Source organism: Streptomyces flavochromogenes (assembly GCF_000717595.1).
In the GTDB taxonomy this organism is placed as follows: domain Bacteria; phylum Actinomycetota; class Actinomycetes; order Streptomycetales; family Streptomycetaceae; genus Streptomyces; species Streptomyces flavochromogenes.
The window spans coordinates 19,506-42,295 of record NZ_JNZO01000046.1 but is presented as its reverse complement, the minus strand read 5'-3'; the positions used below and the strand labels follow the sequence as shown (position 1 = coordinate 42,295).

Genomic DNA, 22,790 nt, shown 5'->3' with positions numbered 1-22,790 from the left:
CGCGTGGCTCATCGCCGGCGTCGCGACCGGCATGGGCGTCGTGTTTCTCGTCCTCGGGGTGGCGGTCGGGCTTCCGGTCACCGACTCCCTGACGTTCGCCATCGGGCTGCTCGTCGCCAACGTCCCGGAGGGGCTCCTCCCGACGATCACGCTGGCCCTGGCCGTCGGCGTCCGAGCCCTCGCCCGCCGGGGTGCCCTGGTCAAACGGCTCAGCGCCGTGGAGACCCTCGGTTCCACGAGTGTCATCTGCACGGACAAGACCGGCACACTCACCCGCAACAGGATGCGTCTCAGGGCGCTGTGGACGGTCGACCACGGGTCGGAGCCGGGCCCCTGGGCGGACGATCTGGCGAGGGCAGGAGCCCTGTGCACCACGGTCACGCGAGAAGCCGACGGCGAACTGCACGGCGACCCCACCGAGGCCGCCCTCGTCGCCGGGGCCGCCGCCCACGGGGCTCCGCTGGACCTCGGTCGGCGCGACGCGGGACGGCGGGCGCTGTTCCGCTTCGATCCGCGGCTGCGCCTGATGTCGGTCGTGCAGGGAGGCGAGACGCAGGGCGGTCAGGCGCGGGGCGGGGAGACGCGGGGCGGTGAGACGCAGGGCAGGGAGGCGCGGGGCGGGAAGATGCGGGGCCCCATGCGGGTCTTGGTCAAGGGTGCCCCCGAGGCGGTGCTGGACCGCCTCCTGCCCGGAACCGCGGCGGACTCGGCCCGCGCCGCGGCCGAGGAACTGGCCCGGGACGGCATGCGGGTCCTGGCCGTCGCCGTACGCGACGTGCCGAGTGGCGCGGAGCTGCCGTCACGCCGTCAGGACGCGGAGTCGGGGTTGACCCTGCTCGGACTCGTCGGGCTGTACGACCCGCCGCGCCTCGAGGTGGCGGAGGCCGTACGCCGCTGCCACGAGGCCGGGATCCGGGTGCACGTCGTCACGGGCGACAACGGCGCCACCGCCGCGGCCGTCGCCCGGGAGGTCGGCATCGGAGTTCCCCGTCTGCACGTGGTCGCGGCTTCGGAGTCGCTGGGCGACGACGAGCTGGACCGGCTCCTCGTGGAAGGCGACGACGAGATCGTCTTCGCCCGCTCCTCGCCCGAGACGAAGCTCAAGGTGGCCGACACCCTGCGGGAGCACGGCCGGATCGTCGCCATGACCGGCGACGGTGTCAACGACGCCCCTGCTCTGCACCGCGCGCACATCGGGGTGGCCATGGGGCGCTCGGGCACCGACGTGGCACGCGAGGCCGCCACCATGGTGCTCACCGACGACGACTTCGCCACCATCGTGACCGCGGTCGAAGCCGGGCGCCGCGTCTACGACAACGTCCGCAAGTTCATCGTCTACATCTTCGCTCACGCGACCCCGGAGATCGTGCCCTTCCTCGTCTTCGCGCTCTCCGCCGGCGCGATACCGCTCCCCCTGACCGTGCTGCAGATCCTCGCCATCGACCTCGGCACCGAGACCCTGCCCGCCCTCGCCCTCGGCCGGGAACGCTCCGAGCCCGGCATCATGCAGCGGCCTCCGCGGCCGCGGCACCAGGGCGTGATCTCCCGCGACATGCTCATACGGAGCTGGGGATACCTGGGCCTCACGTCGGCGGTCCTCGTCATGGCGGGCTACTTCTACGTGCTGTGGCGCGCGGGCTGGCAGCCGGGCGACCCCACGGGGCCCGGCAGCCCGTTGCACCACGCCTACGTGACGGCCACCACGGCCACGTTCGCCGGCATCGTCACCTGCCAGGTCGGCACGGCGTTCGCGGCCCGCACCGACCACGCGGCGCTGCGCGACATCGGGGTGTTCTCGAATCGGCTGCTGCTCGCCGGTATCGCCTTCGAGCTCGTGTTCACGGCCGCTCTCGTCTACGCGCCCCCGCTCCAGCATCTCTTCGGCACGGCCGCCCTTCCTCTGGACGTCGTCCTGCTCGTCGCGACGTTCCCGGTGCTGGTGTGGGGCACGGACGAGCTGCGGCGCGGCCGGCGGCGCCGTCAGCGGACGTCGGCCGTCCCCGGTTCGTGACCGCCCTGGTCGAGACGGAAGGGCGGGTAGGCGTCCGTCATGAGGCTCGCGTAGGCGGCGACCCGCAGGACCCAGCGGTTCAGGCCGACGATCAGGGCGAACAGGTCACGCGGATACCGGTCGGTGAAGGCCACGGCGAAGCCCGCGATGAGCGACAGCAGGGTGATGAGGCCGCTGCTCCACCATCCCGCGTGCACGCCACTGGTGAAGAAGGCGATCACGAGGTATTGGGGGATGGCGAGCAGCCACCACTTGACCAGGACCATCGAGCGCGAGAGCCGCTCCGGGTAGGCGATGTCCAGCCGGGCCGGATAGTCCGGCTCGGGGCCCAGGCTGAAGGGCGGGTAGCGGTCGGTGCCGAGAGCCCCGTACGAGTAGTACGAGACGCGCCAGGACCAGCGGAGCACGCCGAGGTTGAAGTCGAACAGGCCCTTGGGGAAGCGCTCGGTGAAGAGGATGGCGAAGAACGCGATCACCGTCACCACGAAGAAGGCGATCCAGAGGAAGAACAGCACGATCCAGTGCGGGATCACCAGGATCCACTTGACCAGCCACAGCCAGCGGGACAGCCGGCTGTCGAGTTCGGCGGATACCGCCACGGGACCGTACGGGACGCCAGGGATGTCCATGATCGTCACTTCCTCGACAGGTCGTCGTCTTCGTACCTGAGCCGGTCGACGACCCCCACGACACCGTCGACGCTGTTGCAGAGCCTGAGGAGCACCGGCACGAGGCTGCGACGGCGTACCGTGCCACTGAGGGTGACCAGGCCGTCCTCGACCTCGACCGAGAGGGCCGACGGGCTCAGCCCCAGGGTGTGGGTGACGACGTCCTCGACGATCTCCTCCTGGATCGCCCGGTCCCGGCGCAGGAAGAGCTGAACGAGGTCGCTGCGGCTGAGCACACCCACGAGGCGCCCGCCGTCGTCGACCACGGGCAGACGCTTGACCCCGGCCCGGTCCATCACACGGGCGGCCCGCACCACGCTCCACTCGGGTCGGGCGACGACGGCGGGGCTCGACATGAGTGCACCCGCGCTGTCGAGTACGGCCCTGGCGGAACGGCGACGTACCAGGTCCGCCTCCGAGACCACGCCCAGCGGGCGGTTCGACTCGTCCACCACGCACACCGCAGTGATGTCGAACTCGTCCAGGAGCCGTGCGATCTCCTTGAACGTCGTGCCCGGAGCGACGCTGACCGCCGTGGGTGTCATCAGATCCGCGACGCTGCGGTGCCTCATCGCTCGTCACCTTCTCGTGCGTTCGACCGGCGGCCCCCACGTTCAGGATCGCCCCCCGCCGCCGTCTTGGGGAGGGCCGTCCGGCCCCTGGGGTTGCCCGTGGTCGTCGGCGTAGGCCGCGAAGACCCCCTCGGGCCCCTCGCCCGTGCGCAGGAAGCGCTCGTCGAGCACGACGGCCAGGTCCTCCAGTGCCCTGCGCAGTACCGACGCGGAGAGCCTGACGTCCGGGTGGTGCGCCCGCTCGGCCTGGTCCGTGACGCCGAGGGAGTAGCGGAGCTGCCCGGGCAGGGACGTGTTCTCGTCCCCGTCGTGGAAGTAGTACGACTCGGCGTACTGGAGGAAGTCGACCGTGATCGTGGAGAGGGCCGAGGCGAGTCCGTCCAGGAGGGCGGCGCCGCCGTCGGAGTCGAAGGCCTGGGCGGTGGCCCGGCTGCGGCGCACGTGCGACAGCCGCAGGGCCAGCGCTCGGCGCCGGGCCAGCGCGGGGTAGATGCCGAGGATCCACGCGACGGTCGCCGACAGCAGGACGAAGCCCACGAGGGCCTCCATCGGGGCGAGTACGCGCAGCCATCCGGAGGCCGGCGCGATGTCGCCGAGGCCGAGTGTGGCCAGGGTGACCAGTGAGACGTAGAGGGCGTCGAGCGGGCCCGCGTGTTCGGACGGGACGAGTCCCGCCGCGTACGAGAAGTCCTCCGGCATGTGGGGCCAGTAGATGAGACCCCAGCCCACGGCCACGGTCAGCGCCCACGCGGCGACGACCGTCACCATGCCGAGCGGGCCCGCGAGACCGGCGGGCCTCCGGCGTTTGCCGAGGCGCGGGGACAGCCACCACAGCGACACCATCACGAGCCGGCTCAGACCTCCGTGGCGGGTCGGGTGCCACAGGGTGTGGAACACGTCCCGGAGGATGAACAGCACCAGGACAGCGCCCGCGGGCGTCGCAAGCCAGGTCATCCCGGCAGCTTTCCCACGAGCAGTGACGGCGTCCCGCCCTCCGGCGTCGATCTCAGTCCCCTGGCGGCGCCCGCTCGCCCCTTCGGGTGCAGCCTCCGCTGCGTGCCCCGGTGCTACCGTCCGGCTCGCGTCCGCTCCTCGATCCGGTGCCGTACGACGGTCGTCAGAGCCGACAGCCGGGTCGACACGACCGGTACCGGTGGCACAGGGTCCTCGATGCGGCGCGCGGCCTCCGGCAGTGCGGCGAGGTCCGAATCGAACCGGGCGCGGGCGGCGGCCAGGGTGTCGGGCGGTTGCGTGCGGAGCCCACCGCGCATCACGGTTCGCAGCAGTGGCTCCGTGCCCTCGGGCGGCTCCTCGTTCGCCAGGCCGATGACGTCGCGGAGGCCGGGGCCGCGGAACACCTGCTTCGGGGCCGGAGCCGTCGCCTTCGCCGACGACAGCTTCATGACGGGGCGGCCGTCGTACTCGACCAGCTTGTACGCAGCATCCAGATACGGTGCGTCGGCGGCCGTGCCGACCTTCGTCCCCACGGCGAAGACGTCGATGGGTGCCCCGTCCCGTACGAGCGTGGCGACGGCGTACTCGTCGAGGCCGCCGCTCGCGATGATCTGCACGTCTCTCAGCCCCGCCGCGTCGAGTGCGGAACGGGCACGTCGGGCGAGCGTGCCGAGGTCGCCGCTGTCGAGGCGGATCCCGCACCCCGGGCCGAGCCCCAGGTCGCCGAGGACGCGCGCGGCCGTCGCGACCCCGCGATCGGTGTCAAACGTGTCGACCAGGAAGGTCACGGGACCCGGATGGGTGCGGGCGAAGGCGCGGAAGGCGTCCTCCTCCGAGGCGAAGGCCTCGATGTAGGAGTGGGCCATGGTGCCGGAGGCGGGAATGCCGTACCTGGTCGCCGCGGCGACGTTGCTGGTGCCCGCGAACCCGACCAGGGCGCAGAGTCGCGCCGCCTGCATGCCGGCCTCGGGTCCGTGGTTCCGGCGCAGGGAGAAGTCCACCAGGGGCCGCCCGGCGGCGGCGAGCACACACCGCGCCGCCTTGGAGGCGACCGCCGTCTGGTGGCAGACGAGGGACAGCAGGTAGGTCTCCACGAGCTGGGCCTGTGGCAAGGGCGCGGTGACTTCCAGGAGCGGCTCACCTGCGAGGACGAGCCGCCCTTCGGGCACGGCGCGAACCTGGCCGTCGAACGACAGGCCGTGCAGCGGTTCCAGGTCCTCGGCCGGCCGGCGCAGCGCCTCGGCGAACTCCAGGACGTCGGAGCGGCCCACCCGGAACCGGGAAAGGTAGTCGAGGGCCGGCTCAAGTCCCGCCGCGACGAGGAATCCGCGGCCCGGGGGGAGACCACGGACGAAGAGGCTGAAGGTGGCAGGGGCCCGCATGTCCTCCCGCAGGTACGAGAGCACCATCGTGACCTCGTACAGGTCGGTGCTGGTCACCTGGGACATGCTTCGAGCATGTCGGGTGGCCTCGTGACCCGCACCGGAACGGCCGCACATGGTTACGTCCGACCCTGGGCGGTGAGCTCGCACTGTACGTCCACCACGCCTTCGACAGTGCGGGTCAGGCGAGCCGCGAGCGGGATGAGCGCGCTGTCGCGGACCTCGCCCGACAGCGTCACCACGCCGGCGTCGACACGCACGTCGACCCGGCCCTGAGAGAGCGGGAAAAGGTGCTCGACCACGTCGCGGCGCACTTCGGCGGCGAGATCCCCGTCCGGGCGGAGGAAGACCTTGAGGAGGTCGGACCGGCTCACGATTCCCTGGATCGTTCCGTTCGTGCCGACGACCGGGAGCCGTTTGACGTGGTGGGAGGCCATGAGGCGGGCGGCCTGGGGCAGGGACGCCTCGGGAGCGACGCTGACGGCGGGCGAGGTCATCAGGTCCTCGGCCCGGCGAGAACCGGCCTTGGCCGTGGCGTCCAGTCGTCGCATCTGTTCGACGAGACCGAGTCGGTGGTCGTGGAACTCCTCCTTGAGGAGCAGATCGGCCTCGGAGACCACCCCGACGACGCGGCCCTCGCCCTCGACGACCGGTACGGCCGTCACCTTCCACCGCTCCATGGCGGCGGCGATCTCCTTGAACTCCGCGCCGGGCTGGACGGCGACGACCTTCTTGGTCATCACATCGGCGACGGTGAACGGCTGAGGTGTCATCGCTCTTTCCTTACCTGAGGGATCGGCGCACCAGTGCTGCCGCAGGGCACAGCCGGGGACCCGTGGGACCGGGTCAGCGGACCAGGACGGCCTCCCCGGAGCGGGGTACGACGGCCGTCCAGCCCAGTTCGCGGTCGATGCGATCGCGCAGCGCCTCGGACGCGGCCGGTTCGCCGTGGACGAGGTAGGTGGTGTGCGGGGGAGGAGCGCCGCGGAGCCAGTCGATGATCTGTCCGGCGTCGGCATGGGCCGAGAAGTGGGGTACGTCGGCGATCTCGGCCCGTACGGGCACGTACTCGCCGAACATCTTGAGCGTCCGGGCTCCGTCCACCAGGTCCCGTGCCCGGGTGCCTGCAGCGGCGAAGCCGACCACGACCACGGCGTTGCGCGGATCGGGGAGAAGGCGGTGGAGGTGGTGCAGGACCCGGCCGCCGGTGGCCATGCCGGCCGAGGAGACGATCACGGCCGGCCCGTGCGTGCTGCTGATGTCGATGGACTCCTGCACGGTGCGCGCCGCGAGGAACGGTTCCGGGCTCAGCGCGCCCTCGCCCCGTGCGAGGATCTCGGGCCGCAGCTCGACGGAGTGCTCGCGTACGGCGTCCCGGTAGACGTCCAGCGCGGCGAGGGCCATGGGGGCTGTCCACGTACACGGGGGCCGAGCTGGGCAGGACGCCCGTGTCGCGCAGGCGGCCCAGTTCGTGCAGGACGACCTCGGTCCGGTCGATCGCGAAGGCCGGGATGACGACGGTGCCGTTCCGCGCGAGGGTGAGGGTGACGATGGAGGCGAACTCCGACCGGGCGGACTCCTGGTTGTGGTGCCGGTCGCCGTAGGCGGACTCCATGAGGAGCACGTCGGCACCCGTGAACGGCTCCGGCGGCAGCAGCAGCGGGTGCCCCGGGCGGCCCAGGTCACCGGAGGTGGCCAGGGTGGGGCCGTCCTCCAGCGTCAGGTGGGCCCCGGCCCATGCCGAGCCGAGGATGTGTCCGCCGTGGTGGAGCGTGAGCCGGGTGCCGGCCATGATCTCCACGTCCTCGCCGGCCACGGGGTCGAAGAACGCCAGGGTCTTCTCGACGTCCGAGTCGTCGTAGAGCGGTTTGGCCGGGCGGTGCTTGGACCAGCCGTGTGCGTCGGCGTGCCGGGCGGCCTCCATCTGGAGCCGCGCGCTGTCGCGCAGCACGACCCCGGCGAGCCGGGCGGTGTGGGCGCTGGTCAGGACCGGTCCCCGGAATCCCTGCCGCACCAGGCGGGGCAGATAGCCGCAGTGGTCCAGGTGGGCATGGGTGACGACCACGGCGTCCACGTCCGCGGCGTCGCGGGCGAACCGCTCCCGGTTGCGGTGCCGCAGCTTCGCGAAACCCTGGAAGAGACCGCAGTCGAGGAGGATCCGCGCATGGTCGCTCTCGACCAGGAACCTGCTGCCGGTGACCGTCCCCACGCCACCCGGGAAACTCGGCAGGGCCGGCCGCGGGGGCGTGGGAGCGGGATTCGGGGCTGCCTCGGACATGGCCGTCCCTCCTTCGGAACGTGTACCGGTCTCCACCCTCGCATCCTGACCCGGCACGCCCCGAGAGTCCGGACGGGCACATCGGGGGGCCGACCGGCCCATGCGTCGCCCGGGTACCGGACGCAGCCTGGTGGACGAGGACCGCAGCGACGTGCGACAGGAAGTGGGTGGGCGCCATGAAGGCACTCGTCTTCCATGAGCCGGGGCGTATCGCCTGGCAGGACATGCCCGACCCGGTCGTCGAGGATCCCGCCGACGCGATCGTCCGGGTCGACGCCGTCACCATCTGCGGCACGGACCTGCACATCCTGAAGGGAGACGTCCCGGAGGTGACGCCCGGCCGGGTCCTCGGACACGAAGCGGTCGGCACGGTGGTGGAGACCGGGGGCGACGTCCGCACGGTACGACCCGGCGACCGCGTCCTGGTCTCCTGCATCACGGCCTGCGGAAGGTGCCGCTTCTGCCGTGAGAGCAGTTACGGACAGTGCCGGGGCGGAGGCGGCTGGATCCTCGGCCACACCGTCGACGGCACCCAGGCCGAGTACGTCCGGGTGCCCTTCGCCGACCTGTCGGTCCACCCGCTACCGGAGGCGATCGACGACTTCGACGCCGTCCTGCTTGCCGACATCTTCCCCACCGCCTACGAGGTAGGGGTCCTGAACGGCGCGGTGCACCCCTCCGACACGGTGGTCGTGGTCGGCGCGGGCCCCATCGGCCTCGCCGCCGTCATCACGGCGGGCCTCTACAGTCCCGGCCGTATCGTCGTCGTCGACCTCGCCGAGTCCCGGCTGAGCGCCGCCCGCGCCCTCGGCGCGAACGCCACCGTGAACGCCGGGGAAGGCCCCGAGCAGCTCGTCGCGGATCTGACCGACGGCCTCGGCGCCGACGTCGTCATGGAGGCCGTCGGTGTCCCTGAGGCGTTCGAGATGTGCACGCGCATGGTCCGACCAGGCGGCAGGGTGGCCAACATCGGAGTCCACGGCAAGCCCGCGACCCTTCACCTAGAAGACCTGTGGATCAAGGACGTCACGATCACCACCGGGCTGGTGGACACCTCCTCCACACCCATGCTGCTGCGCATGATGGCCGCGGGGCGGCTGCCGTCGGCGGCACTGCTCACCCACCGCTTCGAACTGAGGGAGATGGAGGAGGCGTACGACGTCTTCGGCCGCGCGGCCCAGACCGGCGCCATCAAAGTCGCGCTGGGCGGCCCGCGGCACACGGCCGTGAGCCTCCCCGACACGTCGGCGGCCTGATGACCGGCCGAGGCGGCCTGGACTCTCGGCCTCCGGAGAGCATCGTCCTCGACACCGACGGTGTACTGCTCGACTCCGCCGTCGTGCACGCGGCGGCGTGGAAGATCGCCTTCGACGCCTGCCTCGACCGACTCGCGCCCGACATCGGGACGCAGCCACCCTTCGACGCGGACGTCGAGTACCGCCGACTCGTCGACGGAAGGTCCCGGTACGACGGCGCCGTGGCCTTCCTCACCGCCCGCGGCCTTCGCCTCCCACCGGGAGATCCCCACGACGCCCCCGGCCTCGGCACGGTCTGGGCCGTCGCGGCACACAAGGAACGGGCGTTCGTCGATCTGCTTCGTACGAAAGGCGTCACGGCCTTCGCCGACGCAGGGCCCGCCCTCATGGCTCTGCGCACGGCGGGCGTGCCCTGCGCAGCCGTCTCCGCCTCCCGGCACGCCCGGACACTGATCCGTGCCGCCGGGCTCGCCGGTCTCCTCACGGTGATCGTGGACGGCGAGGACGCCGCCGGGCTCGGCCTCGCCGGCAAGCCGGATCCCGCACTGTTCCTGCGGGCGGCCGCTCTCCTGGGCAGTCGCGCCCAGGAGAGCGCAGTCGCCGAGGACGCACTCGCCGGGGTCGAGGCGGCGCGTCGCGGCGGCTTCGGTCTCGTCGTCGGAGTCGACCGCACGCCGCTGCGGAGCACCACTGCCCTCCTGCGGGAGCAGGGCGCCGACCTGGTCGTTCCCGATCTGGCCGCGCTGGTCCGGAGCGTGTGGGGTGAGCGCGGATGACCACGGCCTGGACGTGGAAGTACGACCGTTACGACCCGGGACGCGAGCCGCTGGTCGAGGCGCTCTGCACCCTGGGCAACGGCCGGTTCGCCACCCGCGGCTGCGCTCCCGAGTGCACCGCTGGGGGCGCGCACTATCCGGGCACGTATCTGGCCGGCGGCTACGACCGGCTCACCTCGACGGTCGCAGGGCAGCAGGTCGAGAACGAGGACCTCGTCAACCTTCCGAACTGGACGCTGCTGCGCTACCGCTGTCTCCCGGACGACGGTCCGCCGGGCGTGTGGCTCACCCCCGACGCCGGCGAACTGCGCCACTACGACGTGCACCTCGACCTGCGTGCGGGGGTTCTCACGCGACGTCTGTTCTTCGAGGACTCTCACGGGCGGGGCCTGCGCGTCAGCCACATCCGCCTCGTTCACATGGGAGAACCCGGACTGGCGGCCCAGTGCACCCTCTTCCGTGCCTACGGCTGGAGCGGCGCCGTCGAGGTGCGGTCCCTGCTCGACGGCGCCGTCACCAACGCCGGAGTCGAGCGCTACCGGCATCTCGACGGGCGCCATCTCACCGAACACCGGACCGGATTCGAGGACGACGGCGTCGCCTGGATCTCTTGCCGTACGTTCGCCCCGGGCATCCGGATCGCCATGGCCGTGCGCACGGTCACCCACCCCGCGCTGTCAGCGCGGGAGGTCGCCGGCTCGACCGGCACCGAACAGACATACCGCCTGCCGGTCGTTCCCCGCCGCTCGGCGATGGTCGTGAAGACCCTGGCGCTGCACACGTCGATGGACGGGCCCGCTGCCGACCCGCTCACGGCAGCCACTGACGTGATCGCTCGCACTCCGTCCTTCCCCCGGCTGCTCTCCGCCCACAGGGCGGCCTGGCAGCGAGTCTGGGAGGCGGGGGAGCTGCATGTGCCCGGTGAGGCCGGCCGCATCCTGCGGCTGCACGTGTTCCACCTGCTGCAGACACTGTCCCCGCACACGGCGGAACTCGACGTGGGCGTGCCCGCGCGCGGACTGCACGGTGAGGCCTATCGAGGACACGTCTTCTGGGACGAGCTCTTCGTCCTGCCCTATCTCGACCTTCACTTCCCCGAGGTGGCCCGTGCCCTGCTCATGTACCGGCACAGGCGGCTGCCGGCCGCCCGTGAGGCCGCACGTCTCGTCGGTCAACGAGGGGCCATGTTTCCCTGGCAGAGCGCGAGTTCGGGCCGCGAGGAGACCCAGGTCCTGCACCTCAACCCGCGCTCAGGACGATGGCTGGAGGATCGTTCCCGGCTTCAGCGCCACGTGGGCTCCGCTGTCGCCTTCAACGTCTGGAAGTACGCGCAGGCCACCGGCGACCGAGGATTCCTCCATTCCGCCGGCGCGGAGATCCTCCTCGAGGTGGCCCGCTTCTGGGCCGGGGCCGCCACGTTCGACCCGGCGCTCGGCCGCTACCGCATCCGTGGGGTCGTGGGACCGGACGAGTACCACGACGCCTATCCCGATGCCGCGGCGCCGGGGATCGACGACAACGCCTACACCAACGCAACCGCCGCCTGGGTGCTCGCCCGCGGCCTCGACCTGCTCGGCGAACTGCCCGAGGCCCGAGGCGCGGAACTCTCGGAGCAACTGTCGCTGGACGACGATGAACTCGCCCGCTGGGAGGACGTCTCCCGCCGTCTGTACGTGCCCTTCCATCAGGGCGTGGTCAGCCAGTTCGAGGGGTACGGAGACCTGGCGGAACTCGACTGGCAGGCGTACCGGGCCCGTTACGGCGACATCCGCAGGCTCGACCGGATCCTGGAGGCCGAGGGCGACACGGTCAACCGCTACCAGGCGTCGAAGCAGGCCGACACCCTCATGCTCGGCTACCTCTTCCGGCCCGAGGAGCTGTACGGCCTGTTCGGCCGGCTCGGCTACGCGCTGGACGACGAGATGTGGCGTGCGACCGTCGCGTACCACCTGCGGCGCACCAGCCACGGCTCGACGCTGAGCAGTCTCGTCCATGGGTGGGTGCTGACCCGGCAGAAGGGCGCCGACGCGTGGCGGTACTGCGAGGAGGCCCTGCTCGCCGATGTGGCCGACGTCCAGGGCGGAACGACCGGCGAGGGTATTCATCTCGGCGCGATGGCCGGCACGATCGACCTCGTCGAACGGGGGATCACCGGCCTGGAAACGGGACCGGAAGGACTTCGAGTGGCTCCGGTGACGCTCGCGGAGATCCCCCGGTTCACCTTCACTCTGTGCTGCGGCCGCCATCGAGGGGTGCGCCTGCGGATCCTCCCCGGACGGTTGGCCATCCGTGTTCCCGCCTCGCCCGAGGGCCCGCTCGCCGTCGCGCTCCCCGGCGGACGGCGGGTGACCGTGACACCCGGGCAGGAGTGCTGGTTCCGTCTGTGAGGGGCGGCTCAGTCGAAGGTGAGCACCTCGGCGACGGGCCGACGCGGCGTGGCCCGCCCCTGGGGGCCGTAGCCCAGGCGGAGCACCATGTGGACGAAGGCCGTTGTCGAAGCCGGATCGCGTATGACGGAGCGGAGTTCGGACCACTCGAGGGGTTGCGACATGAGGGAGGTGGACAGACCGTCAAGGGTGGCGCGGAGCAGGACCCGGTGCAGCGCCTGGCCTGCCATCAGCCACTGCCGCGGACTGTCCTCGACCGTGCCGAGGAGGGCTATCTGCGGCCGCTTTTCGAAGCGTGCCGAAGCGCGGTCCGGGACGTGCCGGGGTGAGTCGAAGTCCCGGACCGGAGAGGTGACGTCGTACTGCCGAGGGCCGAAGGCGTACGAAGGGATGCCTTCGGTCTCGGAGCCCTCGCCGGACGCACCCGTGCGCGTCCATGCGGCGATCTCCGCGCGAACCGCCGCGTCCGCGGCCTCGAACCTTTCGGAGTCGTGGACGATCTCGAGGACGGCGTCGGTGTGCCAGTCGCCCGGCACGACCAGCTGGCAGCCCTCCAGGAGGGCCGAGGCCCGCAGACCGTCGATCACCTCGGAGGGGATTCGCTCCTCGGTGAAGGGGAAGCGGCTGGTGTGGCGCCGCGACAGGGCGGCGTGGAGCGCGACGAGACCATGGTCGACGTCGTCCGCGCCATGGAGTTCCACGTCGGCGAAGTGCCAGCGGTCCTCGGAGCGGGGCAGCAGCCGGACCGCGGCATGAGGGCCTCTGTACGCGGCGGCGACCCGCAGACCGAACAGGGCGGCGCCGCAGCCGAGGTGGAGGGCACGGTGGTCCGGGTCCTCCACCGGCATGCCGCGCAACGGATCTCCGTGCAGCTCGATGACGCCGGTACCCGTCTTGCAGACGAACTTCCACGGCTGTGCGTTGTGCATCGAGGGAGCCGTGACGGCGTCTTCGATCAGCGACGTCACGAGTGATCGGGTCAGAGCGGTGGTAGACACGGTTCCTCCTGTCTGCGGTGAGTCACCAAGAGATGTCGTGCGGAGTCCGGGTCAAGGACGCGAGGCGGGTGTCGTCTTCATGGAAGGACAGGCGGTCCACGACGGCGACGACGCCGTCGACCCGTTCGGCGAGTCCGACGAGCATCAGGGCCTGACTCCGCCGCCGGACGCCGCCTCCCAGCGTCACCACGCCGTCCAGGACGTGCACATCCACGGCGTCCGCGGGAAGATCCATGGCATCCGTGAGGACGTCCTCACGGATGCGGCGCCGGATCTCCGCGTCCGGGCGGAGGTAGACACAGAGAAGATCGCGGCGGGTCACGATGCCGACCAGCCGTTCCTCTTCGTCGACCACGGGCAGGCGCTCGACTCCGCGGCGCACCATCAGCCGGGCCGCGTCCGCCACCGTCTCCTCGGCGTGGATCGTGACGGCCGGGGTGTTCATGAGCTCCCGCGCGGTCAGTTCGTGGCGGGCCAGGAGATCGCTCTCGGAGACGACTCCGACGACATGGTCGTCCTCGTCCACGACGGGAACCCCGCTGATGTCGTGCTCGGCGAGCATCTTCGCCACCTCCCTGAACGACGCCGCAGGGACGGCGGAGACCACCTCGTCGGTCATCAGACCCCCGACCTTCATGTGCTTCATCACCGCGCCTCCTGTTCGAGGGTTCGGCCGGTGTGCTGTCCCGTGACACCACCCTCCATCGCACGCCCGGGGGCGGCGAGGGCCGAACGGTCCACCCTCAGGCCCGAACGGGCTCGTAACCGCCGGCCCGCGCCATGCCCCGGCCTGTAGGACCTTTGGTCCCGTCCTTGGCCCCAGCGGCCCTGCGGCCGCTCGGGGCCGGCTGTCAGGGTGGAAGGAGTCCCCCGGACCGCGTGAGGAGGAGCAATGGACGGAACCCCAGCCCGTCCCGGCCCCAGCAGGGTCGTCGTCGGCGTCGACGGATCTCCGTCCGCACGCACGGCGGTGATGTGGGCGGCAGCGGAGGCGGCCCTGCGGGGCAGCACTCTCTTCCTCGTCCATGGAGCGGACACGGACACACGGGCCCCGTTCCTGTCCCGTGCGGAGGTCGTCAGGAGCCGACAGGAGGGAAGGGAACTGCTCGACCGGACCGCCGAGGCGATCACGGCGCGCCACCCCGAGCTGACGGTCGTCACGGAACTCACCGACGGCGGGGCCGCCGAGGGGCTGCGCGGCGCCGCCGCCCTGACCGGCACGATCGTCGTCGGACACCGGGGCCTCGGCGGGTTCCCCTCGTTGTTGCTCGGATCCGTCGGCCTTCAGGTCGCGGCCGGCGCCACCACGCCCGTGGTCGTGGTGCGCGGTACCGCGGAGCCCGTCGAGGCCGGCGTGGTTGTCGCGGCGGTGCGGGACGAGGCCGACGTGGGATGTGCCCGCGTGGGGGCACGCGAAGCCCTGCTGCGCAAGGTGCCCCTGCGACTCCTGCACATCCGGAGTGCCGGGCTGTCCGCCCGCTCACGGGCCGCGCTGCCCCATGGTGACGACGAGATCGCCCGCGATCACGTACGCGTACTGTCCTCGCTCTCGGAACGGGTTCGGGAGGAGTTCCCGGGACTCACCGTGCACGCCGACGGACAGAAGGGCCGCAGTGTGCCCGGGGCCCTCGTGGACGCGTCGCACCACGCAGACCTTCTGGTCGTCGGTGGCCGGCGTTCGCCCGGATACCTCGGACCCACCCTGGGCCGGACCACGCTCAGCCTGCTGCAGCACGCCCACTGCCCTGTGGAGCTCATCCCCCGGCAAGGGCCCGGACACGGGAGCACGTCATGACCAGCACCACGGATCGCCGTGACATCGTCGTCGGCATCGACCCGGTCAAGAACTGGCACATGGCCCTCGCCTGGGCCGCGGACGAGGCTCACCTGCGAGGCGCGGGACTGCGCCTGGTGGTCGCGGTGCCCCCGCAGCACGACACCCAACACGTCGACGACACCCCTCGTCACCTGGCCCAGCGGCAGGCCGGCGAGGAGGCTCTGCGTACGGGACTCGCCTGGGCGCACGCCCGGCAGCCGGACGTCGGAACCACCTCCTCCCTTCTCGACGGGTTTCCGGCGGCATCCCTGGCCGCTCTGTCGAACCGGGCCGGCCTGATCGTGCTCGGATCACGGCACCTCAGCCGCCCCGAGGAGTTCCTGAGCGCCGGCTCCCTGGTCGTCCCGGTCACCGCGAAGGCGCACTGCCCGGTGGTCGTCGTGGGCGACGCGGAGCACGTCACGCAGGAGACGCGCTACCTCGTGGTCGGCGTCGACGGCAGCGAGTCCTCACGGGCCGCCCTTGCCTGGTCCTTCGAGGAGGCGGACCTCCGGCGCTGCGCCCTGCGGGCCGTCGCCGTCTGGCAGCCCCCCGTCTTCACCCTGCACAGAGGTGACACGCTGTTCTCCGCCGAACGCCGCCTGCTCTCGGAGACCACCGCCGGCTGGACGGAGAAGTACCCCGACGTCCGGCTCACCCACGAGGTGCGCATCGGTTCGCCCGTCGAGACGCTCGCGGACGCCGCCGAACACGCCCTGGCCGTCGTCGTCGGCCGCCGGGGCCGGGGCGGGTACTCCGGGATGCGCGTCGGCTCCGTCGTCCACGGGCTGCTCCACCGCGCCCACTGCCCGGTGATCACCATCCCCGTGGGGTGATCGGACCATGACCGCGTCGGCAGCGGACCGGGCACTCGCCTCGCTTCGGGACGCCACGGGGCTCACCGAGGAGGAGGCCGCCCGTCGGCTGGCCGACACCGGCCCCAACGAGGTCACCGCGAGAAGGCCCGCCGTACGGCTCCACAGCAGGGTCCTGGCCCAACTGACCGACCCGCTGATCATGGTGCTGCTCGGGGCCGTCGTACTGACCCTCGCGATCGGTGACCATCCCGACGCGATCGTCATCGGACTGGTCGTCCTCGTGAACACGACCGTCGGTGTGGTGCAGGAGATCCGGGCGGACAACGCCGTCGCCGCGCTCTCGGCCCTCACCGCCCCGCACGCGCGCGTGCGGCGCGACGGCGTGGTCCGCGACCTTCCGGCGGCGGCGATCGTCCCAGGCGACGTCCTCCTGGTCGGTGAGGGCGACATCGTCGCCGCCGACGCCGAGCTCGCCGAGGCCTCCGCCGTCCTGGTGGACGAGTCCATGCTCACGGGGGAGTCCGTGTCCGTGGACAAGGACCCCGGTGCTGCCCTGAGCGCGGGCACGGTCGTCGTCCGCGGCCGGGGCGTGGCCGTGGTCGAGGCGACCGGGCCATCGAGCGCGCTCGGCCGCATCGCGGCTCTTCTCGACGAACGCCGCGAGCCGACCCCGCTGCAGCGCCGACTCGCCGCCCTCGGGCGCGTCCTCGCGGCCGTGACGCTCGCCCTGTGCGTCCTGGTCTTCGCCCTCGGCCTGGTCCGGGGGCTCCCGCTGGGCACGATGGCCGTCACCGCCATCAGCCTGGCCGTGGCGGCGGTCCCCGAATCCCTTCCCGCCGTCGTCACCCTGGCCCTGGCGCTCGGAGCCCGGCGCATGGCCGCCCGGCACGCTCTGGTGCGGCGGCTGCCCGCGGTGGAGACGCTCGGCTCGGTGTCCGTCCTCGCCACCGACAAGACCGGCACCCTGACCGAGGGCCGTATGGTCGTCCAGCACGTCTGGTCACCGCGGGTGAGCGCCGAGCTCACGGGCGTGGGGTACGAACCCGAGGGTGAGGTCCTCGTCGCCGGGAGACCGGCGGAAGCGGACGAGCTCGAACCGCTGACGGAGCTCCTGACCGTGTCCGCCCTGTGCAATGACGCCATGCTGCGCCCGGCGGACGACCGGAGGCCCGACGGCCGCTGGACGGCCTTGGGCGACCCCATGGAGGCCGCCCTGCTGGCGGCCGCTGCCAAGACGGGCTGCCCGGAGCCGGCGGAACTGTCGGTGACCCGCCCCCGGATCGGAGAAGTGCCGTTCGACAGCCTCCGCAGACGCATGACAACGCTCCACGAGACCGGCGGAGACGAGGTGCTCGTCTGCATGAAGGGCGCACCCGAGGCCGTGCTCGATCCGGCCGTCCTGCTCGATCCCCCGGAGTCACTCGCGGCGGCTCGCCAGGAGGCCGCACGCCTGGCCGCCCGCGGACACCGCGTGCTCGCGGTGGCCTCGGGCGTGCGGAACGACCTCCCGAGCCCGCTCACCGAGGCGGAGTCGGGGCTCGCGCTCCTCGGCCTCGTCGCGCTCAGCGACCCGCCCAAACCGCACGCCGCGGCGACCCTCGCCTCCTGTCGGGCGGCCGGCATCACTCCCGTCCTCATCACCGGGGACCATCCGGCGACGGCCCGGGCGGTGGCGTCCCACGTCGCACTCCTGGGTGACGGCGTCGAGACGGAAGGCCACGTCGTCACCGGGGCGGAGGTGGCCGCAGGCCGAGTCGCCGACCTCACTTCCGTGCGGGTCTTCGCCCGGACGGACCCCCAGCAGAAGCTCGACATCGTGGAGGCATGGCGTGCCGGGGGAGCGGTGACAGCGATGACCGGCGACGGGGTCAACGACGGTCCCGCCCTGCACCGCGCCGACATCGGCGTCGCCATGGGCGCACGGGGTACGGAGGTCGCCCGGCAGGCCGCCGACCTCGTCCTCACCGACGACGAGCTCTCGACGGTCGTGGCGGCCGTCGAGGAGGGAAGGCGTGTTTACGACAACATCCGCCGTTTCCTCGTCTACGGGATGGCCGGCGGCGCGGCAGAGATCCTCGTGATGCTCATCGGCCCGCTGCTCGGGCTGCCGCTGCCCCTTCGCGCCGGCCAGATCCTGTGGATCAACCTGCTCACACATGGCCTCACGGGCGTCGCCATGGGCGCCGAACCCGCGTCCCCGGGAGCGATGCACCGCCCGCCGCGCCCACCCGACCAGCACATTCTCGGCGGTGGCGCCTGGCAGAGGCTGCTCCTTCTCGCGGCGGTCGTCACGGCGGCCTCCCTCGGCGCAGGCCTCGCCGCCCAGGGACTGGACCTGGCCTGGCAGAGCGTGCTCTTCCTCGCCCTGCTCGCCGCGCAGCTCGGCGTCGCCCTGGGACTGCGCACCCGACTTCTGACCAAGGAGAACCCGTTCCTGCCTCTGTCCGTCCTCGCCTCCGCCCTTCTGGCGGCGGCGGCGCTGTACGTGCCCTTCCTGAACTCGATCCTGGAGACCGAGCCACTCGGCTGGGCGGGCGCCGGGATCGCTCTCGCGTGCGCGCCCGCCGGATTCGTCGCGGCCCGCGTCGTACGGACCGCCTTCCACCCGGGGGGCCCGACAGGAACGGGTGGCTCCTCCGGACTACGGTGAGAGTGCGCGCTTCGGGTGTCGCCCGTGCGCTCGACGCAGCCGGAGGTCTCGATGGGCCGGGAGGACACCAAGCCCGCAGGTACACGGCTGCCACGGCTGCGACTGGACGAGCTGCTCGACGAGGTCCAGGTGCGCATCGACGAGGTGCGTGGCACCAGGGACCGGCTCAACGGGCTCCTTGAGGCTGTCATGTCCGTGGGCCGTGAACTGGAGCTGCCGCAGGTGCTGCGCGGCATCGTGGAGTCCGCCGTGACTCTGGTGGACGCCGAGTACGGAGCCCTGGGCGTCATCGGTGACGACCGGAGGCTCTCCGCGTTCCTCCCCATCGGCATCGACGACGAACTCCGTGAGCGGATCGGCGCGCTACCGTCCGGACACGGCATCCTCGGCGAGCTGATCCGCAACCCGAAGGCGCTGCGCCTCGCCGAGCTGTCCGAGCATCCGGCCTCATACGGCTTCCCGGCCCATCATCCGCCGATGCACACGTTCCTGGGCGTCCCCATCCGGGTCCGCGACGAAGTGTTCGGCAACCTCTACCTCACGGAGAAGCGCGGAGGAGCCGACTTCGACGCCGAGGACGAGGCCGTCGTCACGACCCTGGCCATCGCGGCCGGCATCGCGATCGAGAACGCCCGCCTCTACGAGGAGGGCCGCCTGCGCCAGCGTTGGCTGGCCGCCAGCTCCGACTTCACCAGTGCCCTCCTGTCCGGTGCGGAGGAGACCGAGGTCCTCGGCGGGATGCTGGAGCAGGCGGTGGACATAGCAGGGGCCGACATGGGGGTCTTCTACCTGGTCGGACCGGGCGGCGAGCTGCGGGGCTCGCTGGCCAGCGGCGAGGGCGCAGAAACGCACCGGGGCGTCGTCCTCCCGAACACCGAAGGGACCCTGATCGAGGCCGCCCTCGCGCAGGACGGTCTGGTCACGGTCGCCGATGTCGAGAACGAACCGACCATCGCGATGCAGACCGAACGGTGGAAGGGGTACGGACCGGCGGTGGCCGTCGCGGTCGGCACCAAGGAGCAACTCAGAGGGGTGCTGATCCTCGCGCGGTGTCACGGGCGGCCGGCCTTCACGACGGCCGAGGTCACCGCGCTTCCCGGATTCGCGGGCCAGGCGGCACTGGCCCTCGAACTGGCCGACCGCCGTCGTGACGCCGAGCAGGTGAGCCTTCTGGAGGACCGCGACCGGATCGCCCGAGACCTCCACGATCTGGCGATCCAGCGCTTGTTCGCCACGGGGATGACGCTGCAGAGCGCCCGGCGCTTCGTCGAGCACCCGGAGGCCGTGGACCGATTGACCCGGGCCATCGACGACCTCGACGCCACCATCAAGATCATCCGATCGACCATCTTCGGCCTCCGGGACCACGACACCCCGGGAACCGCCCCGAAACTGCGAAAGCGCCTGGTCAAGGCCGTGGATTCGGCGGCGACGACGCTCGGATTCACTCCGGCGCTGCGTATGGAGGGCCTGATCGACACCGACGTACCGACGGAAGCGGCCGAGGAAGTGCTCGCCGTCCTAGGGGAGGCCTTCACCAATGTGGCACGGCACGCCCGGGCCCGAAAGGCGGAGGTGTCGGTCGTGGTCGACGACGGCGTGCTGGCGGTGACGGTGAGTGACGACGGCGTCGGCATACCGCACGGCGGAAGCCGCAGCGGACTGAGGAACCTGTCCGAGCGGGCCGAGCGGCTGGGCGGCACGCTATCGGTCCATGCGCGAGCGGCCCCGGGCAGCGGCACGGTCCTCGACTGGAGGATCCCACTCCCGACCGAGCGGGAATGAGGGCTCCTACGTCCCCTCGGCGTCGTGCTCGTGGACCTGCGCGGCGATGACGGCCGCTTGTACGCGGCGTTCCACGCCGAGTTTGGCGAGCAGCCGGGAGATGTGGTTCTTGACGGTCTTCTCCGACAGATAGAGCCGCTTGGCGATCTGCCGGTTGGTGAGACCCTCGCCGATGAGTTCGAGCACCGACCGCTCCCTGTCGGACAGCACCGCGAGCCGCTCGTCCTCCGGCGGCTTCGCCCCCTCGGGGTCGCGCAGCGAGTGCATCAGCCGGGCGGTGGTGGCCGGGTCGAGCATCGACTGCCCGGTGGCCACGGTCCGTACCGCCGCCACCAGATCCGACCCCTTGATCTGCTTCAGGACGTACCCGGCCGCCCCAGCCATGATCGCGTCGAGGAGAGCGTCCTCGTCGTCGAACGACGTCAGCATCAGGCACGCCACGTCAGGCATCCGGGACCGCAGCTCCCGGCACACGGAGATGCCGTCCCCGTCGGGCAGTCGCACGTCGAGGACCGCCACGTCCGGGCGTAGAGCGGGGCCCCTGGTCAGTGCCTGCTCCGCACTCGCCGCCTCGCCGACCACTTCCATGTCGGGTTCGTCGTCGATCAGGTCACGAAGGCCCCGGCGGACGACCTCGTGGTCGTCGACGAGGAACACCCGCGTGGGTGTGGCGGCTGTCGGCAGATCTGACATGGCGACCCCTGCGGTCGGTGGGTTCGTTCCGCCCCCACAAGGATTGTCCGTCATGCGGCGTCTTCGTGGGCACCGAGATCCATCCGCACGTCGACGACGCCCTCCACCGCCCGGACAGCGCGGGCGAGCAGCGGAACCAGCGACCGTTCGGCGAGCGCACCGTGCAGGGTGGCCACACCCTCCACTACGGACACCTCAAGCCCTGCCGGGGCAACCGACTCGCCGAGGACGGAGCGGCGGATCTCCGCCTCGATCTCGCCGTCCGTACGGAGGAACACCTTGAGCAGGTCGCTCCGGCTGACGACCCCCTCCAGCATCCCGATCCCGTTCACCACCGGCAGCCGCTTCACCTTCCGGGTGGCCATGATGCGTGCCGCCTCGGCGAGCGTGGCGTCCGGGTGGACGGTGATGGCCGGACTCGACATGAGTTCCCCGGCCCGCAGGGCTCCGGCCTTGGCCGCCTCGGCGAACTCGTCCGGACGGGGCTCGTCGAGCCGGAACTCCTCCTTCGGCAGGAGATCCGCCTCCGACACGACTCCGACGACACGGCCCTCCCCCTCCAGGACGGGGACGGCGCTCACTCTCCACTGGTCCATGAGGGCGACGATCTCCTTGTAGGGCGCGTCACGGCCGATAGCGATGGCGGTGTGGGTCATGACGTCGCTGACGACGTAGTGCGAGGCAGGCATGACGTTCTCCGGGAGGTGGACGAGGGTCTACAGGCCGCTGCCGTGCGGGGCGTACAGATCGAGCAGTCGTACTCGGGCGGAGACCAGGCGACGAGCGAGTGTCTGGCCGACGAAATGCCCGAGGGCGGAGCCGAGGGCAGGATCGGCGTCCATCATCATGCGCACGGTCAGTGCGTCGAACTCGTATGCCCGCACACGCGTCATGGCCTCCGCACCGAGGTGCCAGCGATACGGAGCGAACAGCCAAGACCATCCGAGCAGCTCACCCGCATTCACGGTGCCGATCACTGCCGGCTGTGCGCCGGGCACGGCGAAGTCCAAGGTGACCGTGCCCGTCCGGAGGATCCAGAAGCGCTGGGCGGGATCGCCCTCCTCGAACAGCCGGGTGCCTTCGGGGAGGTCCACCGGGCGGGCGCACGCCATCAGCCGGTCATGCTGGTCGGCGGACAGAGCTGTCGTGAGCCGAGGGGAAGAGAGAGAGCTCATCGGGGACCTCCTCGTCGGTGTCCGCCTCCAGTCTCTGCTCCGCGTCACGGGGAGAGGGAGGGCCGGATGGCCCCTCTTCGTACCTCTCGGTCGCCTCTCCCCCTATCGACCGGCCGTTCACGTCAACGGGTTTCCGCGGAGGGTGGTCCGGGGGATTCCTCAAGGACGCTCCAGGCGACCGGGCCCAACAGATCGGCCAGCCGCTGGAAGACGTCGATGAGCATGTCGTCCACGGTCAGCACGCCCACGACCCGGTGACCGTCGAGTACGGGCAGGCGCCGGAACCCGGATCCACGGAAGGTCCGGTAGGCGGTGTGGATGTCGTCCGTGACGCTCACGGTGACGACGGGCGAGGTCATCACCGAATCCACCGCGTCGTTCGCGTCGAGGCCCCCGGCGAGGGCACCGAGCGCGAGGTCGCGGTCGGTGACGATGCCGCGGAGCGTCCCGCCCTCGGTCACCAGTACGGAGCCGACTCCGTACTCGGCCATCTCACGGGCGACCTGGCGCAGCGGTGTTCCTGTCGATACGGACACCGCCGGATGGCTCATCGCCTCGGACACGGTCATCG

20 protein-coding genes and 1 pseudogene are annotated in these 22,790 nt (G+C 71.5%); 8 read left to right on the top strand and 13 right to left on the bottom strand.

Translation table 11 applies throughout. The annotated features are described in order from the left end of the window. Positions 1-2,011 (top strand): cation-translocating P-type ATPase (locus IF00_RS0137930; RefSeq protein WP_037640103.1); only part of this gene is annotated, 2,011 nt, incomplete at its 5' end. On the opposite strand, the gene IF00_RS0137925 is transcribed toward IF00_RS0137930, so the two are convergent. The 7 genes and pseudogenes from IF00_RS0137925 to IF00_RS47350 all read right to left on the bottom strand — a co-directional run. Continuing rightward, a complete protein-coding gene (locus IF00_RS0137925; RefSeq protein ID WP_030326241.1) occupies positions 1,981-2,640 on the bottom strand; it encodes a DUF4389 domain-containing protein in 660 nt (219 codons plus the stop codon). The genes IF00_RS0137930 and IF00_RS0137925 overlap by 31 nt on opposite strands. Positions 2,641-2,645: 5 nt before the next feature. Next, positions 2,646-3,251: a CBS domain-containing protein gene (locus IF00_RS0137920; protein ID WP_030326239.1), complete on the bottom strand. Its 606-nt coding sequence runs from the start codon at positions 3,249-3,251 to the stop codon at positions 2,646-2,648. 42 nt (positions 3,252-3,293) lie between these two features. Beyond that, a complete protein-coding gene (locus IF00_RS0137915; protein WP_030326237.1) occupies positions 3,294-4,205 on the bottom strand; it encodes a potassium channel family protein in 912 nt (303 codons plus the stop codon). Between the two features lie 113 nt (positions 4,206-4,318). Continuing rightward, complete coding sequence (locus IF00_RS0137910; RefSeq protein ID WP_030326236.1) at positions 4,319-5,653, bottom strand: nicotinate phosphoribosyltransferase; 1,335 nt, start codon at positions 5,651-5,653, stop codon at positions 4,319-4,321. Positions 5,654-5,706: 53 nt separating this feature from the next. Then, positions 5,707-6,360: a CBS domain-containing protein gene (locus tag IF00_RS0137905; protein WP_030326233.1), complete on the bottom strand. Its 654-nt coding sequence runs from the start codon at positions 6,358-6,360 to the stop codon at positions 5,707-5,709. Between the two features lie 73 nt (positions 6,361-6,433). After that, positions 6,434-6,991, bottom strand: coding sequence for an MBL fold metallo-hydrolase RNA specificity domain-containing protein (locus IF00_RS47355; RefSeq protein WP_245234740.1), 558 nt, complete (start codon positions 6,989-6,991; stop codon positions 6,434-6,436). 265 nt (positions 6,992-7,256) lie between these two features. Then, positions 7,257-7,865: pseudogene (locus tag IF00_RS47350) on the bottom strand (MBL fold metallo-hydrolase); the annotation flags it as partial. Positions 7,866-8,041: 176 nt separating this feature from the next. On the opposite strand from IF00_RS47350, the gene IF00_RS0137895 reads away from it, so the two are divergent. The 3 genes from IF00_RS0137895 to IF00_RS0137885 are packed head-to-tail and all read left to right on the top strand — an operon-like array spanning position 8,042 to position 12,284. Next, complete coding sequence (locus IF00_RS0137895) at positions 8,042-9,121, top strand: zinc-dependent alcohol dehydrogenase family protein (RefSeq protein WP_030326231.1); 1,080 nt, start codon at positions 8,042-8,044, stop codon at positions 9,119-9,121. Beyond that, positions 9,121-9,897, top strand: coding sequence for an HAD family hydrolase (locus tag IF00_RS0137890; protein ID WP_051820834.1), 777 nt, complete (start codon positions 9,121-9,123; stop codon positions 9,895-9,897). The genes IF00_RS0137895 and IF00_RS0137890 overlap by 1 nt, the downstream gene beginning before the upstream one ends. Continuing rightward, positions 9,894-12,284, top strand: a complete 2,391-nt coding sequence (locus tag IF00_RS0137885) for a glycoside hydrolase family 65 protein (RefSeq protein ID WP_030326227.1) — start codon at positions 9,894-9,896, stop codon at positions 12,282-12,284. Before IF00_RS0137890 ends, IF00_RS0137885 begins: the two co-directional genes overlap by 4 nt. Before the next feature lie 8 nt (positions 12,285-12,292). Here the strand turns inward: IF00_RS0137885 and IF00_RS0137880 are convergent, their stop codons facing one another. After that, a complete protein-coding gene (locus tag IF00_RS0137880; protein WP_030326225.1) occupies positions 12,293-13,282 on the bottom strand; it encodes an Acg family FMN-binding oxidoreductase in 990 nt (329 codons plus the stop codon). 22 nt (positions 13,283-13,304) lie between these two features. Beyond that, positions 13,305-13,928: a CBS domain-containing protein gene (locus IF00_RS0137875; RefSeq protein WP_030326222.1), complete on the bottom strand. Its 624-nt coding sequence runs from the start codon at positions 13,926-13,928 to the stop codon at positions 13,305-13,307. 246 nt (positions 13,929-14,174) lie between these two features. Between IF00_RS0137875 and IF00_RS0137870 the strand changes: the two genes are divergently transcribed. The 4 genes from IF00_RS0137870 to IF00_RS0137855 are packed head-to-tail and all read left to right on the top strand — an operon-like array spanning position 14,175 to position 20,351. Next, positions 14,175-15,077, top strand: a complete 903-nt coding sequence (locus tag IF00_RS0137870) for a universal stress protein (RefSeq protein WP_030326220.1) — start codon at positions 14,175-14,177, stop codon at positions 15,075-15,077. Next, positions 15,074-15,934, top strand: a complete 861-nt coding sequence (locus IF00_RS0137865; protein WP_030326218.1) for a universal stress protein — start codon at positions 15,074-15,076, stop codon at positions 15,932-15,934. The genes IF00_RS0137870 and IF00_RS0137865 overlap by 4 nt, the downstream gene beginning before the upstream one ends. Positions 15,935-15,941: 7 nt before the next feature. Beyond that, entirely contained in the window at positions 15,942-18,566 is a 2,625-nt protein-coding gene (locus IF00_RS0137860) for a cation-translocating P-type ATPase (RefSeq protein WP_051820833.1), read from the top strand. A gap of 51 nt (positions 18,567-18,617) precedes the next feature. Next, positions 18,618-20,351 carry a sensor histidine kinase gene (locus IF00_RS0137855; RefSeq protein WP_030326214.1) on the top strand — a complete coding sequence of 578 codons (1,734 nt, stop codon included), beginning with the start codon at positions 18,618-18,620 and terminating at the stop codon, positions 20,349-20,351. Between the two features lie 6 nt (positions 20,352-20,357). Here the strand turns inward: IF00_RS0137855 and IF00_RS0137850 are convergent, their stop codons facing one another. From IF00_RS0137850 to IF00_RS0137835, 4 genes are all read right to left on the bottom strand, one after another. Next, entirely contained in the window at positions 20,358-21,044 is a 687-nt protein-coding gene (locus IF00_RS0137850) for a response regulator (protein WP_030326211.1), read from the bottom strand. A 50-nt stretch (positions 21,045-21,094) separates the two neighbouring features. Next, positions 21,095-21,733 (bottom strand): CBS domain-containing protein, encoded by a 639-nt coding sequence (locus tag IF00_RS0137845; RefSeq protein WP_030326210.1) that lies wholly within the window; start codon positions 21,731-21,733, stop codon positions 21,095-21,097. 27 nt (positions 21,734-21,760) lie between these two features. After that, positions 21,761-22,219, bottom strand: a complete 459-nt coding sequence (locus tag IF00_RS0137840) for a Crp/Fnr family transcriptional regulator (RefSeq protein WP_030326209.1) — start codon at positions 22,217-22,219, stop codon at positions 21,761-21,763. A 122-nt stretch (positions 22,220-22,341) separates the two neighbouring features. Beyond that, positions 22,342-22,788: a CBS domain-containing protein gene (locus tag IF00_RS0137835; protein WP_030326208.1), complete on the bottom strand. Its 447-nt coding sequence runs from the start codon at positions 22,786-22,788 to the stop codon at positions 22,342-22,344. Between the last annotated feature and the right edge of the window lie 2 nt (positions 22,789-22,790).

What these genes read in the sequence shown, in the direction of transcription:
- IF00_RS0137925 (WP_030326241.1), bottom strand. Translation starts at nt 2,640, where the DNA reads ATGGACATCCCTGGCGTCCCGTACGGTCCCGTGGCGGTATCCGCCGAA.
- IF00_RS0137920 (WP_030326239.1), bottom strand. Translation starts at nt 3,251, where the DNA reads ATGAGGCACCGCAGCGTCGCGGATCTGATGACACCCACGGCGGTCAGC.
- IF00_RS0137915 (WP_030326237.1), bottom strand. Translation starts at nt 4,205, where the DNA reads ATGACCTGGCTTGCGACGCCCGCGGGCGCTGTCCTGGTGCTGTTCATC.
- IF00_RS0137910 (WP_030326236.1), bottom strand. Translation starts at nt 5,653, where the DNA reads ATGTCCCAGGTGACCAGCACCGACCTGTACGAGGTCACGATGGTGCTC.
- IF00_RS0137905 (WP_030326233.1), bottom strand. Translation starts at nt 6,360, where the DNA reads ATGACACCTCAGCCGTTCACCGTCGCCGATGTGATGACCAAGAAGGTC.
- IF00_RS47355 (WP_245234740.1), bottom strand. Translation starts at nt 6,991, where the DNA reads ATGGCCCTCGCCGCGCTGGACGTCTACCGGGACGCCGTACGCGAGCAC.
- IF00_RS0137895 (WP_030326231.1), top strand. Translation starts at nt 8,042, where the DNA reads ATGAAGGCACTCGTCTTCCATGAGCCGGGGCGTATCGCCTGGCAGGAC.
- IF00_RS0137890 (WP_051820834.1), top strand. Translation starts at nt 9,121, where the DNA reads ATGACCGGCCGAGGCGGCCTGGACTCTCGGCCTCCGGAGAGCATCGTC.
- IF00_RS0137885 (WP_030326227.1), top strand. Translation starts at nt 9,894, where the DNA reads ATGACCACGGCCTGGACGTGGAAGTACGACCGTTACGACCCGGGACGC.
- IF00_RS0137875 (WP_030326222.1), bottom strand. Translation starts at nt 13,928, where the DNA reads ATGAAGCACATGAAGGTCGGGGGTCTGATGACCGACGAGGTGGTCTCC.
- IF00_RS0137870 (WP_030326220.1), top strand. Translation starts at nt 14,175, where the DNA reads ATGGACGGAACCCCAGCCCGTCCCGGCCCCAGCAGGGTCGTCGTCGGC.
- IF00_RS0137865 (WP_030326218.1), top strand. Translation starts at nt 15,074, where the DNA reads ATGACCAGCACCACGGATCGCCGTGACATCGTCGTCGGCATCGACCCG.
- IF00_RS0137860 (WP_051820833.1), top strand. Translation starts at nt 15,942, where the DNA reads ATGACCGCGTCGGCAGCGGACCGGGCACTCGCCTCGCTTCGGGACGCC.
- IF00_RS0137855 (WP_030326214.1), top strand. Translation starts at nt 18,618, where the DNA reads ATGGGCCGGGAGGACACCAAGCCCGCAGGTACACGGCTGCCACGGCTG.
- IF00_RS0137850 (WP_030326211.1), bottom strand. Translation starts at nt 21,044, where the DNA reads ATGTCAGATCTGCCGACAGCCGCCACACCCACGCGGGTGTTCCTCGTC.
- IF00_RS0137845 (WP_030326210.1), bottom strand. Translation starts at nt 21,733, where the DNA reads ATGCCTGCCTCGCACTACGTCGTCAGCGACGTCATGACCCACACCGCC.
- IF00_RS0137840 (WP_030326209.1), bottom strand. Translation starts at nt 22,219, where the DNA reads ATGAGCTCTCTCTCTTCCCCTCGGCTCACGACAGCTCTGTCCGCCGAC.
- IF00_RS0137835 (WP_030326208.1), bottom strand. Translation starts at nt 22,788, where the DNA reads ATGACCGTGTCCGAGGCGATGAGCCATCCGGCGGTGTCCGTATCGACA.